Origin of the sequence: Knoellia sp. LjRoot47 (assembly GCF_964253435.1) — a bacterium.
Taxonomy (GTDB): Bacteria; Actinomycetota; Actinomycetes; order Actinomycetales; family Dermatophilaceae; genus Knoellia.
The window spans coordinates 2,208,524-2,222,191 of the sequence record NZ_CAXUQS020000001.1 but is presented as its reverse complement, the minus strand read 5'-3'; the positions used below and the strand labels follow the sequence as shown (position 1 = coordinate 2,222,191).

Genomic DNA, 13,668 nt, shown 5'->3' with positions numbered 1-13,668 from the left:
CTCCACCACGCGGTTGACCCTCACGTCGGGAGAGGCTGACAGACTCGGGGCATGGCCTCACACCAGACCACGGGGGGTGGATCTCGATGACCACGGCTGCGTCCACGACGGGCGCGCGCATCGAGGTGCGCGACCTCACCAAGACGTTCGGCACGTTCACCGCCGTCGACCGGCTGACCTTCAGCGTCGAGCCCGGCCGGATCACCGGCTTCCTCGGACCCAACGGCGCCGGCAAGACGACCACCCTGCGCATGCTGCTGGGGCTCGTCCACGCCAGCGCGGGCACGGCCACGATCGACGGTCGCGCCTACGGCGACCTCGAGCACCCCCAGTCGATGGTCGGCTCGGCGCTCGAGGCGACGAACTTCCACCCCGGCCGCAGCGGTCGCGACCACCTCCGGGTCCTCGCCGCCGCGGGCGGCCACCCCGTGAGCCGCGTCGACGAGCTCCTCGAGCTCACCGGCATACCGGCTGCTGCGCGCAAGCGCGCGGGTGAGTACTCCATGGGCATGCGCCAACGCCTCGGCCTCGCCGCGGCCCTGCTCGGCGACCCCCGGGTCCTCATCCTCGACGAGCCGTCCAACGGCCTCGACCCCGAGGGCATCCGCTGGCTGCGCGGGTTCCTGCGTCACCTCAGCACCCAGGGCAAGACGATCCTCGTCTCGAGCCACCTCCTCCAGGAGGTCGAGCAGACCGTCGACGACGTCGTCATCATCGCCAACGGCCGCCTCGTCCGGGAGGGCGCGATGGCCGAGCTGCGCGGCGCGCCCTCGACGATCGTGCGCACCTCCGACCCCGAGCAGCTCGCCGGCGCCCTGAGGGTCGCCGACGTCATGAGCTCGCCCGGCACCGACGGCGAGCTCATCGCCGAGACCACCGACAAGCGACTCGTCGGTGACGTCGCCCTGCGCGCGGGCCTCCCGGTCTGGGAGCTGCGCGACCGCAAAGCCGACCTCGAGGCGCTCTACTTCGAGCTCACCGAGGGCACCAACCGCAACCTCGGGGACGGCGCCGTGCCGGTCGAGGCCGATGCCGTCTCCGGCCAGGAAGGAGCCAACGAGTGATGCTCGCGGTCGTCAAGTCGGAGTTCCTCAAGTTCTTCACCACCCGCCTCTGGTGGGGCATGGCCATCGGCATGTTCCTCTGCGCCGCGGCCTTCGCGGTGCTCTTCGGGTTCCTCCTGACCATCCCGCCCACCCCGGAGTCGATCGCGGCGGGCCAGCCGACGGGCAGCCCGCTGCAGGTCGCCAACAGCGTCTACACCTCGGGGCTGACGATCGGCTACACGCTCACCCTCGTCATCGGCATCATGCAGATCGGCTCCGAGTACCGCCACAAGACCGTCACGAGCACCTTCCTGTCCACGCCGAAGCGGGGGCGGGTCATGGCGGCCAAGATCGTGGCGCTGCTCGGCATCGGCGCGATCTACGGCCTCATCTCGCTCGTCGGCTCGGTCGTGGCCGGGGCGATCGTGCTCCAGGCGCGTGGGTTCGACCCCTTCCCCAGCGCTGAGGTCCTCCGGGCGCTGGCCCTGAGCCTGCTCGTGCTCGGCCTGTGGGCCCTCATCGGGCTCGGCGTCGGCATCCTCATCCCCAACCAGGTGGCCGCGCTCCTCATCGCGGTCGGCGTGGCCCAGGTCATCGAGCCGCTCGCCAGCTTCGCCCTGACCTTCTGGGACTTCGGCCAGGAGCACATCGCGAAGTTCATGCCCGGCCAGGCCACGAGCGCCATGGTGAGCGGCGTGACGCAGGGCGGCGACAACGCCGTCCAGCCACTTGCGTGGTGGGCCGCCGCCCTGGTGCTCGCCGCCTACGCCGGCGTCCTCAGCGCCATCGGCACGTGGCGGACCGTGCGGCAGGACATCTCCTAGGACCTCCTCACCGCGGGTGCGGGGACCGGGTTCAGGGGCCGGTCTCCCCCGCGGTGGGGCAAGGAAGGAACGAGCCGGTATGCCGTGGGCGCACCCCACGTCGGACCGGCTCGTTCTCGTCGCGTCGTGGCCTGCGACGACGTGCTCGGCGCGGCCGTGGACCCACCCTCGCGCGCACGCGACGGAGAGATAGGCTTGGCGGACACGTGAACGTCGATGTCGACACGCAGAAAGAGGCGTATACGCCGTGCCTGACCAGCCCGCTTCGAGCGACCCCCTGACCGCATTCGGACCCAACGAATGGCTGGTGGACGAGCTCTTCGAGCAGTACAAGAAGGACAAGAACTCGGTCGACAGGGCGTGGTGGGAGTTCTTCGCGGACTATGACCCGGCGACCGGCCAGTCCGGCAAGGACAACGGCAACACCGCGACCACCGCCCCCGCCGCGAGCGCCCCCGCACCGGCAGCGAAGGCCGCGCCCGCCCCCCAGGCCGAGGCACCCAGGTCGCAGGCCCCCGCGAGCGAGGCACCCCAGGCGCAGCCCGCCAAGACCGCGGCCCCCAAGGCGGAGGCGCCCAAGAGCGAGGCACCCAAGGCCGAGGCCGCCACCACCGAGAAGCCGGCCGAGGCGCCCAAGCCGCGTGACGCCGCCCCCACCAAGAGCGAGGGCGCGGTCAACGCCCCCGAGACCACCCCCATCCGCGGCGCCAGCGCCCGCGTGGTGACCAACATGGAGGCCTCGCTCGCGGTCCCGACCGCGACGTCGGTGCGCGCCGTGCCCGCCAAGCTGCTCGTCGACAACCGCATCGTCATCAACAACCACCTCGCCCGCTCGCGCGGCGGCAAGGTGAGCTTCACCCACCTCATCGGCTACGCCGTCGTCAAGGCCCTCGGCGCGATGCCGGCCATGAACGCCGGCTTCAGCACCGACGACAAGGGCAAGCCGGTCCTCATCACCCCGGCCCACGTGAACTTCGGCCTCGCCATCGACCTCGAGAAGCCCGACGGCAGCCGCCAGCTCCTCGTCCCGTCGATCAAGGCGGCGGAGACGATGGACTTCGCGCACTTCTGGACGGCATACGAGGAGATGGTCAAGAAGGCCCGCGGCGGCAAGCTCACCGTCGAGGACTTCCAGGGCACCTCGATCTCGCTGACCAACCCCGGCGGCATCGGCACCGTGCACTCGGTCCCCCGCCTCATGGCGGGTCAGGGCGCGATCATCGGCGTCGGCGCGATGGACTACCCCGCCGAGTGGCAGGGCGCGAGCGACGAGACGCTCAACCGCAACGCCGTGTCCAAGATCCTCACGCTGACGAGCACCTACGACCACCGCATCATCCAGGGTGCGCAGTCCGGTGAGTTCCTCCGCGTCATCCACCAGCTCCTGCTCGGTGCCAACGGCTTCTACGACGAGATCTTCGAGAGCCTGCGCATCCCCTACGAGCCGGTGCGCTGGGTCCAGGACATCTCGGCCTCGCACGACGACGACATCAACAAGGTGTCTCGCGTCCAGGAGCTCATCCACGCCTACCGCGTGCGCGGCCACCTCATGGCCGACACCGACCCGCTCGAGTACAAGCAGCGCCGCCACCAGGACCTCGACGTCACGAGCCACGGCCTGACGCTGTGGGACCTCGACCGGTTCTTCGCCACGGGCGGGTTCGGCGGCGAGCCGTTCCTCAAGCTCCGCAAGATCCTCGGCATCCTGCGCGACAGCTACTGCCGCAGCATCGGCGTCGAGTACATGCACATCCAGGACCCCGAGCAGCGCGAGTGGATCCAGTCCAAGATCGAGGTCGGCTACGCCAAGACGACCCGCGAGGAGCAGCTGCGGATCCTGCGCAAGCTCAACGCGGCAGAGGCGTTCGAGACGTTCCTGCAGACCAAGTTCGTCGGCCAGAAGCGCTTCTCCCTCGAGGGTGGCGAGTCGGTCATCGCCCTGCTCGACCGCGTCCTGTCGCGTGCCGCGGAGGACGACCTCGACGAGGTCTGCATCGGCATGCCGCACCGCGGCCGCCTCAACGTCCTCGCCAACATCGCGGGCAAGTCCTACGGCCAGATCTTCCGTGAGTTCGAGGGCAAGCAGGACCCCAAGTCCGTCCAGGGCTCTGGCGACGTCAAGTACCACCTCGGCACCGAGGGCACCTTCACCGCCGAGGGCGGCGCGACGACCAAGGTCTACCTCGCGGCCAACCCCTCGCACCTCGAGGCGGTGAACCCGGTGCTCGAGGGCATCGTGCGCGCCAAGCAGGACCGGCTCAACCTCGCCGGCGAGGACTTCACCGTCCTGCCCGTCCTCCTCCACGGTGACGCGGCGTTCGCCGGACAGGGTGTCGTCGCCGAGACGCTCAACCTCTCGCAGCTGCGCGGCTACCGCACCGGCGGCACCGTGCACGTCGTCATCAACAACCAGGTCGGCTTCACCACCTCGCCGAGCTCGTCGCGGTCGTCGACGTACTCCACCGACGTCGCCCGGATGATCCAGGCCCCGATCTTCCACGTCAACGGTGACGACCCGGAGGCGTGCGTGCGCGTCGCCGAGCTCGCCTACGAGTTCCGCAAGGAGTTCGCCAAGGACGTCGTCATCGACATGGTCTGCTACCGCCGTCGCGGCCACAACGAGGGCGACGACCCGTCGATGACGCAGCCGCTCATGTACAACCTCATCGAGGCCAAGCGCAGCGTCCGCAAGCTCTACACCGAGTCGCTCATCGGCCGCGGTGACATCACGGTCGAGGACGCCGAGGCCGCGCTGCGCGACTACCAGCAGCAGCTCGAGCGGGTCTTCGTCGAGACCAAGGAGGCCCTCAAGGCCAACGACGCGGAGGCCGCCAGGGCCGCCGACGACAACTACACCGGCACCGACGTCGAGGGCCACACGGGTCTCGAGCCGCCCACGGCACAGACGACCGACGCCACGACCGGCTCCGCGACCGAGACGGCGATCTCCCCCGAGGAGCTCAAGGCGATCGGCGAGGTCTTCGCCAACCCCCCGCAGGGCTTCACCGTCCACCCCAAGCTCCAGCAGATGCTCGAGAAGCGCGTGGCGAGCATCAGCCAGGGCGGCATCGACTGGGCCACCGGCGAGCTCCTCGCCTTCGGCTCGCTGCTCAAGGACGGCACCCCCGTCCGACTCGCCGGGCAGGACAGCCGCCGTGGCACGTTCGTGCAGCGCCACGCCGTCCTCATCGACAAGAGCACCGCGCTCGAGTGGACGCCGCTGCTCTACCTCGGCGAGGGCCAGGGCCGGTTCTGGGTCTACGACTCGCTGCTCTCGGAGTTCGCGGCGATGGGCTTCGAGTACGGCTACTCGGTGGAGCGACCCGACGCGCTCGTCCTGTGGGAGGCGCAGTTCGGCGACTTCTTCAACGGCGCCCAGACGATCATCGACGAGTTCATCAGCAGTTCCGAGCAGAAGTGGGGCCAGCGCTCGTCGGTCGTCCTGCTGCTCCCCCACGGCTACGAGGGACAGGGGCCCGACCACTCGTCGGCCCGCATCGAGCGCTTCCTGCAGATGTGCGCCGAGGACAACATGACCGTCGCCTACCCGTCGACGCCGGCGTCGTACTTCCACCTGCTGCGCCGCCAGGCCTACGCCCGTCCGCGCCGCCCGCTCATCGTCTTCACCCCGAAGTCGATGCTGCGCCTCAAGGCCGCGTCGAGCATGCCCGAGGACTTCACCACCGGCACGTTCCGTCCCGTCCTGCCCGACCGCGAGGGCGCGACGAGCGGCACCGTCGACCGCGTGCTCCTCGCCGCCGGCAAGGCGGTCCACGAGCTCGAGGCCGAGCGCACCAAGCGCGGCGACACGAGCACGGCGATCCTGCGCCTGGAGCAGTACTACCCGCTCCCGGCCCAGGAGCTCGCCGACGAGCTGGCGAAGTACCCCGAGGCCGAGCTCGTCGTCGTCCAGGACGAACCGCAGAACCAGGGTGCGTGGCCCTTCCTCGCGCTCAACCTGCCCGGTGCCCTGGCCGAGCTCGGGGTGCAGCGTCCGCTGCGCGTCCTCTCGCGCAAGGCATCGGCGTCCCCGGCCACCGGATCGACCAAGAAGCACCAGGCCGAGCAGGCCGAGCTCGTCGCGGCAGCCTTCACCCGCTGACCGACTGACACAGCACGCCCCCAGCGGCCCCGTCCTCACGGACGGGGCCGCTCCTGCGCGTTAGGGTTTCGACGTGTACTTCACCGACCGAGGGATCGAGGAGCTCGAGTCGCGTCGGGGGGACGAAGAGGTCACCCTCGCCTGGCTCGCCGAACAGCTGCGCACCTTCGTGGACCTCAACCCCGACTTCGAGACCCCCGTCGAGCGGCTCGCCACGTGGCTGGCCCGGCTCGACGACGAGGACGACTGACCGATGAGCAACGACCACACCCTCCCCGGCAGCCCCGCGGACCACGACGAGCACGACGGCGCCGACCTCCAGTTCCGCCCGAGCGCCGCGTTCGCGGTGCCGAGCGAGGGCCCGCGCGACGTCGCCATCGTCTTCATGGGGGCCTCGATGGTCGCCGGGGTCGGTGACCCCAAGGGCCAGGGTTGGGTGACACGCGTCGTGGGACGCACGTCGCACCCCGACCTCGAGCTCACGGCATACAACCTGGGCGTCCGCGGCCAGACGAGCGGTGACGTCCTCGCTCGCTGGCACACCGAGTGCCCGCCGCGCTGGAAGGACCGCGGCGAGCGGCGCCTCGTCGTCTCGGTGGGCGCCAACGACATCGCGGCAGGTGTGACCCTCGCGCGGCACCGCCTCAACCTCGCCAACATCCTCGACGAGGCGGCCAGCAACGGTGTCTCGGCGTTCGTCGTGAGCCCGCCACCGAGCAGCGACGCGGCCTTCAACGACAAGCTCGCGGTGCTCGTCGAGGCCCAGGCCGACGTGTGCGCGCGTCGCTCGGTGCCGTTCGTCGACTGCTTCCGCCCGCTGCTCGGCCACGACCAGTGGCGCTCCGAGCTGGCGGCCGGCCGCGACGGGCACCACCCCGGGCAGGCGGGCTACGGCCTCATCGCGTGGCTCGTGCTGCACAACGGCTGGAACGAGTGGCTCCAGATCTGAGGGCCGGAGCCCCCACGGGTCACGTCGTGAAGACGACCTTGCCGGTCACCTGACCCTCGACCATCCGGGCGAAGCCCTCACGCGCGTTCGCCAGCGGCACGACCGAGTCGACCAGCGGCTCGATCCCGCTCGCGACGACGAACGACGCGAGCCGCTGGAGCTCGTCTCGCGTCCCCATCGTCGAGCCGACGACCCGCAGCTGCTTGAAGAAGATCTTGGTGAGCTCGGCCTTCGCCGGCGCGTCACCCGACGTCGCTCCCGAGATGACGATCGTCCCGCCGGGACGCAGCGAGTTGACCGAGTGTGACCACGTCGCGGCGCCCACGGTCTCCATCACGGCGTCGACGCGCTCGGGCAGGCGCTCCCCCGAGCCGAACGCCCGGTCGGCACCGAGCGCCACCGCCTGCTCACCCTTGGCCTCGTCGCGGCTCGTCACCCAGACGCGCAGCCCCGCGGCCGAGCCGAGCTGGACGAGCGCCGTCGCGACACCGCCGGCAGCCCCGTGGACGAGGACCGTGCCTCCGGGCTGCACCCCTGCGTTCGTGAAGAGCATCCGGTATGCCGTGAGCCACGCGGTCGGAAGGCAGGCCGCCTGCTCCCAGCTCAGCTCGGCCGGCTTGGGGACGAGGTTGGCGCGCGGGACAGCGACCTTGGTCGCGAGGGTTCCGTCGTGGAGCTCGGAGAGCAGCGTGCGCCGCGGGTCGAGCGTCTCGTCGCCCTGCCACCCGTCCGAGGGGACGACGGCGTGGACGAGCACCTCGTTGCCGTCCGGGTCGACACCGGCTCCGTCGCAGCCCAGGACCATGGGCAACCGGTCGGCAGGCAGACCCACACCACGCAGCGACCAGACGTCGTGGTGGTTGAGGGCGCAGGTCTTGAGGTCGACGACGACCCAGCCGTCACGCGGCTCGGGGTCAGGACGCTCCCCCACCTCGAGACCGGACAGCGGGTCGTCTGCGGACTGTGACACGGCGTAGGCGGCGAGCATGGGTTCGACCCTATCCAGCGGTTTGCGACAGCGGTGCGACGATGTGGCCATGACCATCTCCGACCGCATCGACGCCGGCACCGTGGTCCTCGACGGCGGCCTGTCGACCGCCCTCGAGCAGCGCGGGCACGACCTCTCGGGACTGCTCTGGTCTGCCCGCCTGCTGCGCGAGGCCCCGAGCGAGCTCGTCGCGGCGCACCGGGGCTTCGTGGACGCCGGCGCCGACGTCGTCATCACCGCGTCGTACCAGGCGAGCCATGCGGGCTACCTCGCCGCCGGCCTGACCGCCGAGCAGTGCGACGAGGACCTCGCCTCCTCGGTGCGGCTGGCTCGCGAGGCGGCCGGCGAGCGAGCGCTCGTCGCAGCGTCGGTGGGGCCCTGGGGTGCGCACCTCGCGGACGGTTCGGAGTACACCGGATACCCCGACGTCGAGCGCGCCCGGCTCAGGGACTTCCACGCCCGCCGGCTCGAGACCCTCGTCGCCGCCGGCCCGGACCTCGTCGCCGTGGAGACGATCCCGGAGCTGGCGGAGGCCGAGGTCGTCGTCGACCTGCTGCGTGAGCTCGCGCCGGACCTGCCGTACTGGGTGACCTACTCGGCCACCTCGGGCGGACGCGTCAACGGCGGCGCACCATTCGCCGAGGCCGTCGACGTCGTGGGCGACGCCGCGGTCGCGGTCGGGGTGAACTGCACGGCGCCCCGCCACGTCGAGGAGCTCCTGGCCTCGGCGCGGCCCCGCGTCCCGTTCGTGGTCTACCCGAACGCCGGTGCGGTCTACGACGCGGCCACCCAGAGCTGGACCACCGAGGGCTCGTCCGAGTTCGAGGCCTCCACGGTCCGCGGTTGGAGGGACCAGGGCGCCGCGCTCGTCGGAGGGTGCTGCGGCATCGCTGCGGACGGCGTCCGCGCCATCGCGGACGCCGTCCGCAGCTGAGCCGGCAGTCGAGTCGCCGGCACCCGGCTCGGCAGGTCTCTCAGGCGAGCCGCGCCACCGCGGCCGCGACGGCGTCGGCCACCCCGGGTGCGAAGACGCTCGGCACGATCTCGGCGGCGCTCGGCTCGGGCACCATCGCCGCGATCGCCTCGGCGGCCGCGATCTTCATGGCCTCGGTGATCTGGGTCGCGCCGGAGTCGAGCGCGCCCCGGAAGATGCCGGGGAAGGCGAGCACGTTGTTGATCTGGTTCGGGAAGTCCGAGCGCCCGGTGGCCACGACCGCCGCGTGGCGGTGCGCGACGTCCGGGTGGACCTCGGGGTCGGGGTTGGCGAGCGCGAAGATGATGGAGCCCGCCGCCATCCGGGCGACGTCTGCCTCGGGCACCGTGCCACCCGAGACACCGACGTAGACGTCGGCGTCGACGAGCGCCGTGGCGAGGGTGCCACTCAGACCGCGAGGGTTGGTGGAGGCCGCGAGCCGGTGCTTGTGCCCGGTGAGGTCGGCTCGGGACGGCGAGATGATCCCGCGCGAGTCGCACACGACGACGTCGCGCACCCCGGCACGCTGGAGCAGGCCGGTCACTGCGACCCCGGCCGCGCCGGCGCCCGCGACGACCACGCGCAGGTCCGTCAGGGACCGACCGACGACCCTGGCGGCGTTGAGGAGGCCGGCGAGCACGACGATGGCGGTGCCGTGCTGGTCGTCGTGGAACACGGGGATGTCGAGGCGCTCCTTGAGCCGGGCCTCGATCTCGAAGCACCGGGGCGCCGAGATGTCCTCGAGGTTGATGCCGCCGTAGGACGGCGCGATCCGGGCGACCGCCTCGACGATCTCGTCGACGCTCCCCGTCTCCATGCACACGGGGACGGCGTCGATCTCGCCGAAGTGCTTGAACAGGATCGCCTTGCCCTCCATGACCGGCATGGCCGCGAGCGGGCCGATGTCGCCGAGCCCCAGCACCGCGGTGCCATCGGTGACGACCGCGACGGTGTTGCGGCGGGCGGTGTAGCGCGCCGACAGGGACGGGTCCTCGGCGATGGCCCGGCACACGTCGGCGACGCCGGGGGTGTAGAGCAGCGAGAGGTCGTCGCGGTCCCGCAGCGGCTGCGTGGCGTGTACGCCGAGCTTGCCGCCCTCGTGGGCGCGGAACACCGGACCCTCGAAGTCGAAGCTCGGGTACGACGGGGACGCAGACATGAGGAAACTCCCAACGAGAAGACAGGTGCCGCGCCGACGCGGGTCGGCGGGTCGAGCCTCGTCCCCGGTGGGGGACGGCGAGGGGCGGGAGGTGTGCCGCGCCCGGCCATCCTCGCACGCGTCCCGCGGCCGCGTCAGTGGCTCGACACGTGCGGAATGCCACAATCGGCCCGTGCGAGGCTCCCCCGTCCCCCGACCGCGGCTGCTCCGGGTCACCGGCAGGTCGATGGAGCCGACCCTGCACGAGGGTGACCTCCTCCTGTCGCTCTGGGGTGCCGCGGCCCACGTCGGTGACGTCGCGGTCGTCCGGCTCCCCGACGAGCCCGACGGCACTCCACGCCCGCTGTCGGTCAAGCGGCTGGCCGGTCGCGACCCCGACGACCGCTCACGCTGGTGGCTCGACTCGGACAACCCCCGCGAGGGCGTGACGTCCTTCGACGTCGGGTCGCTCGACGACACCGACGTGGCCGCGGTCGTCCTGGCTCGACTGCGGCCCCGACCACGGTGGATACGCGGACGGCATACGCCCGGTCGTTCCTGAGTCGTGGGTTGTAGGTTGGACGGTGGCCGACCCACCGCCCAACGAAAGGGACCGTTCATGCGCCTGCCCACCCTCTTCAGCGTCACCGACGTCAGCGCCCACTGCGACCTGCCCTGCGGCGTCTACGACCCCGCCCAAGCACGCATCGAGGCGGAGTCGATCAAGGCGATCATCGCCAAGGTGGCCGACAACGACGACCCCGACTTCCGCACGCGCGCCATCCTCATCAAGGAGCAGCGCTCGCAGCTTGTCAAGGAGCACCTCTGGGTGCTGTGGACCGACTACTTCAAGCCGCCGCACTTCGAGAAGTTCCCGAACCTGCACACGCTCATCAACGAGGCGACCAAGCTGGCCGGCGCCTCGGGCACCAAGGGTGAGCTCGACGCGGCCAAGGCCGACGAGCTCCTCGCGAAGATCGACGAGATCGACGCGATCTTCAAGGAGACCAAGAAGGCCTGACGCACGACGTCACGACGCAGGGCCCCGACGCATGGCGTCGGGGCCCTGCGTCATTCGCGTGGGCGGAGCGGGACCGGGTCAGCGCGCGCCCGGCACCGGGTTCGTCCGGATGAGGGCCTCGACGACCTCGGGGTCGTACTCGTAGCCGAGACCGAGGTGGATGCGCTCGAGGGCCGCGTCGACGGAGACGCCGTCGGTGCGCCCGTGCGAGAAGTCGTCGTAGGCGTTGGCCACCTTGATGATCCGGCTCGCCAGCGGCACCTCCTCGCCCCACTCGCGCACGTGGCGGAACGGCGTCGTCTGGCGCTCCATGAGGTCGGCCACGTCGTCGAGCACCTCGGTGCGACGCACGATCCGGGCACCCTCGGACGCGATGCGACGCTGGTCGTCGGGGGCGGCGAGGACGGTGGCGCCGTCCGGGATCGGGGCGCGCAGTCCGACCTGGCCGAGGTCGTGCAGCAGCGCGGCGTACTCGAGCTCCTGGATCTGGTCGGCGTGCAGCCCCATCGAGCGGGCGATGGCGACCGACCGTTCGGCGACCCTCGACGCGTGACCGGCCGGCGTGTAGCCGGCGGCCTCCGTGAGCCGCGACAGCGCGGCGATCGTCTGGCGGTAGGTCGCACGGTTGGTGGCGTAGCGGCGCACGGCGACATAGGTGAGCACCATGGGGAGCAGCCCGAGCGGCAGGGCGAGCAGGCCGATGACCGGGGCGAGGAACGCCACGAGCGGACCGGCGGCGAGGACACCGAAGGTCAACGCCTGCGCCTCCCCCAGCTCGTCGCGCAGCGTGCTGGCGGCCGGGAGCTCCCACCGCTCCGCCTGGACTAGCCCGGTGAGGACGAGGTCGGCAAAGATCCCCGCGGCCGCGGCAGCCATCATGACGAGCGCGATGAGCCACGCCTCGCGCTCGGTGTCGAGCTGCCAGGCCCAGACCCCTTGCCCGTCGACGACACCGACCCGCATGAGGGTCGCCGTGATCGCCACGCCGACGGTGCGCGCGGCCACGAGGTACCACTGGGCGGGGCGGCCGAGCAGGGCCCGCAGCACGAGAGCCAGCCCCAGGGACGTCGCGACGACGAGCGTCACCACACCGGCGGGGACGTCGAAGACCGCCAGACCGTAGACCGGGCCGAGGAGCGACAGGGCGATCCCGGCGCCGGTGGCCACCGGGGCCGCGATCCGTCCGGACGGCATCACGACCCGGAAGAGCTCGCCGACCATGATGACGACGAGGAAGGCCCCGATGATCCCGGGGTGCCGTTGGACGCTCGGGACGAGGTCGTCGCCGGCCTCGACGAGCGACCACAGCAGGGTCAGCGCGGCGAGGCCGAGCACGAGGGTCTCGGTGCGGTGCCGACGGGTCACGTGGTCACCATCGGACCCGGGGCAGCGGCCTCGTCACGAGCTCGCAGGGCCCTGCCGAGTGCGGCGAGGACGCGTTCGCCGTCGACGGAGGACGGTCGCTGGCGCAGCCGCTCGAGCGCCTCGGACGGGCCGATGTCCTCGCCCAGAAGGAGCAGGTCGAAGTCGTCGGCGACCCGGACGACCTCGGCGGAGAGCGTCGACGCGGGCACGTCGGGCGCCGCGTACGCGACCTGCTCCATGACGGCGGAGGCGCCGGCGAGGAATGGCAGGTCCTGGAGCATCGCCGCGCCGCGCAGCACTGCGCTGCGTTGGTGGTCGAGTCCCTCCTGCCCGGGGGCGACGACGACGGTGCCGAGGTCGTGGAGCAGCCCGGCGGTGCGCACGTCGGCGACTTCCTTGGGGCGCAGCCCGAGCTCCTGGGCCATGACACCGGCCATCGACGAGACGCGCGCGCTGTGGCCTTCGAGCTCAGGGGCGCGGGTCTCGATCGCCGCGACGAGGGCACCGAGCGCACGCTCGCGGGCCTCGCGCTCCTCGCCGTACTGCAGGAGCGCCCAGCGGGCGCCGGCGAGCGGTGCGAGACCGATGAGGACCGCCACGGGCCCGAGGTCTCCCGGGAGCCACATGATGACGACGACGAACGCGACGATGCCGTAGGCGAACTGGGTCAGCCCCGAGCTCTGGAGCATGTCGGCGAGCTGGAGGCGCAACGGCACCCCGGCGGACAGCCTGATGACCCCGGCGACGAGCACGGCGTTCGCGAGCAGGTTGGCGGCGTCAGCGACGACGATGGGCAGGCCGACATGGAGGATGAGCGGCACGGCCCCGTGGAGCTCGGCGACCGTGAACGACCCACCAGCCAGGTCGTAGGCCAGACCTCCGACCATGGCCGACGACGACGCCATCGCCATGTTGAACGCGCGACGGTACGCCGGGATGCGCCGACGGGTCAGCGCCGCCATGACGAGGCCGACGACACCGGCACCGACCGGACCGACGATGGGGATCGCGGCCAGGACGACGACGTTGTCGGCGGTGAAGTGGCTCAGGCCGTCACTCGACGTCGACGGCAACCACCAGGTCAGGGCTCCGATGAAGGCGAGCAGACCCAGTGCGGGCCAGTCCGAGGGCCACCCGTATCGCTGGTGGCAGCCCACGGCCAGTCCCCCCGCAAGAAGAACGGTGACGCCGATGTAGGTCGGCGTGCCGTAGCGCACAAATAACGGAGTCGGAGACTCCGGCATCACCCGATGGGGCAGATG

The 13,668-nt window shown here is 71.4% G+C and carries 12 protein-coding genes; 8 read left to right on the top strand and 4 right to left on the bottom strand.

Annotated elements, in window-relative coordinates:
• Window positions 1–86: 86 nt before the first annotated feature.
• From ACSQ11_RS10790 to ACSQ11_RS10770, 5 genes are all read left to right on the top strand, one after another.
• Window positions 87–1,064 carry an ABC transporter ATP-binding protein gene (locus ACSQ11_RS10790; protein WP_436005214.1) on the top strand — a complete coding sequence of 326 codons (978 nt, stop codon included), beginning with the start codon at window positions 87–89 and terminating at the stop codon, window positions 1,062–1,064.
• Window positions 1,064–1,870, top strand: a complete 807-nt coding sequence (locus ACSQ11_RS10785) for an ABC transporter permease (RefSeq protein WP_436006755.1) — start codon at window positions 1,064–1,066, stop codon at window positions 1,868–1,870. Before ACSQ11_RS10790 ends, ACSQ11_RS10785 begins: the two co-directional genes overlap by 1 nt.
• Window positions 1,871–2,117: 247 nt before the next feature.
• Window positions 2,118–5,972: a multifunctional oxoglutarate decarboxylase/oxoglutarate dehydrogenase thiamine pyrophosphate-binding subunit/dihydrolipoyllysine-residue succinyltransferase subunit gene (locus ACSQ11_RS10780; protein ID WP_436005212.1), complete on the top strand. Its 3,855-nt coding sequence runs from the start codon at window positions 2,118–2,120 to the stop codon at window positions 5,970–5,972.
• A 73-nt stretch (window positions 5,973–6,045) separates the two neighbouring features.
• Complete coding sequence (locus ACSQ11_RS10775; RefSeq protein ID WP_186828012.1) at window positions 6,046–6,222, top strand: DUF6104 family protein; 177 nt, start codon at window positions 6,046–6,048, stop codon at window positions 6,220–6,222.
• Window positions 6,223–6,225: 3 nt separating this feature from the next.
• Complete coding sequence (locus tag ACSQ11_RS10770) at window positions 6,226–6,921, top strand: GDSL-type esterase/lipase family protein (protein WP_436005210.1); 696 nt, start codon at window positions 6,226–6,228, stop codon at window positions 6,919–6,921.
• Between the two features lie 19 nt (window positions 6,922–6,940).
• Here the strand turns inward: ACSQ11_RS10770 and ACSQ11_RS10765 are convergent, their stop codons facing one another.
• Window positions 6,941–7,909 carry a zinc-binding dehydrogenase gene (locus ACSQ11_RS10765; protein ID WP_436005208.1) on the bottom strand — a complete coding sequence of 323 codons (969 nt, stop codon included), beginning with the start codon at window positions 7,907–7,909 and terminating at the stop codon, window positions 6,941–6,943.
• A gap of 49 nt (window positions 7,910–7,958) precedes the next feature.
• Between ACSQ11_RS10765 and mmuM the strand changes: the two genes are divergently transcribed.
• Window positions 7,959–8,843, top strand: coding sequence for a homocysteine S-methyltransferase (gene mmuM, locus ACSQ11_RS10760; RefSeq protein WP_436005206.1), 885 nt, complete (start codon window positions 7,959–7,961; stop codon window positions 8,841–8,843).
• 40 nt (window positions 8,844–8,883) lie between these two features.
• Here the strand turns inward: mmuM and ACSQ11_RS10755 are convergent, their stop codons facing one another.
• The gene (locus ACSQ11_RS10755) at window positions 8,884–10,041 is read right to left on the bottom strand and encodes an NAD(P)-dependent malic enzyme (RefSeq protein WP_436005204.1); all 1,158 of its coding nucleotides are present in this window, start codon (window positions 10,039–10,041) and stop codon (window positions 8,884–8,886) included.
• A gap of 172 nt (window positions 10,042–10,213) precedes the next feature.
• On the opposite strand from ACSQ11_RS10755, the gene ACSQ11_RS10750 reads away from it, so the two are divergent.
• Window positions 10,214–10,582, top strand: a complete 369-nt coding sequence (locus ACSQ11_RS10750; RefSeq protein WP_436005202.1) for a S24/S26 family peptidase — start codon at window positions 10,214–10,216, stop codon at window positions 10,580–10,582.
• Window positions 10,583–10,639: 57 nt separating this feature from the next.
• On the top strand, window positions 10,640–11,041 hold the full coding sequence (gene sodN, locus ACSQ11_RS10745; protein WP_436005200.1) for a superoxide dismutase, Ni: 402 nt from the start codon (window positions 10,640–10,642) through the stop codon (window positions 11,039–11,041).
• A 78-nt stretch (window positions 11,042–11,119) separates the two neighbouring features.
• Here sodN and ACSQ11_RS10740 read toward each other — a convergent pair whose 3' ends face one another.
• Window positions 11,120–12,406, bottom strand: a complete 1,287-nt coding sequence (locus ACSQ11_RS10740; RefSeq protein ID WP_436005198.1) for an HD-GYP domain-containing protein — start codon at window positions 12,404–12,406, stop codon at window positions 11,120–11,122.
• A complete protein-coding gene (locus tag ACSQ11_RS10735; protein ID WP_436005196.1) occupies window positions 12,403–13,650 on the bottom strand; it encodes an HD domain-containing protein in 1,248 nt (415 codons plus the stop codon). Before ACSQ11_RS10735 ends, ACSQ11_RS10740 begins: the two co-directional genes overlap by 4 nt.
• Window positions 13,651–13,668 lie beyond the last annotated feature (18 nt).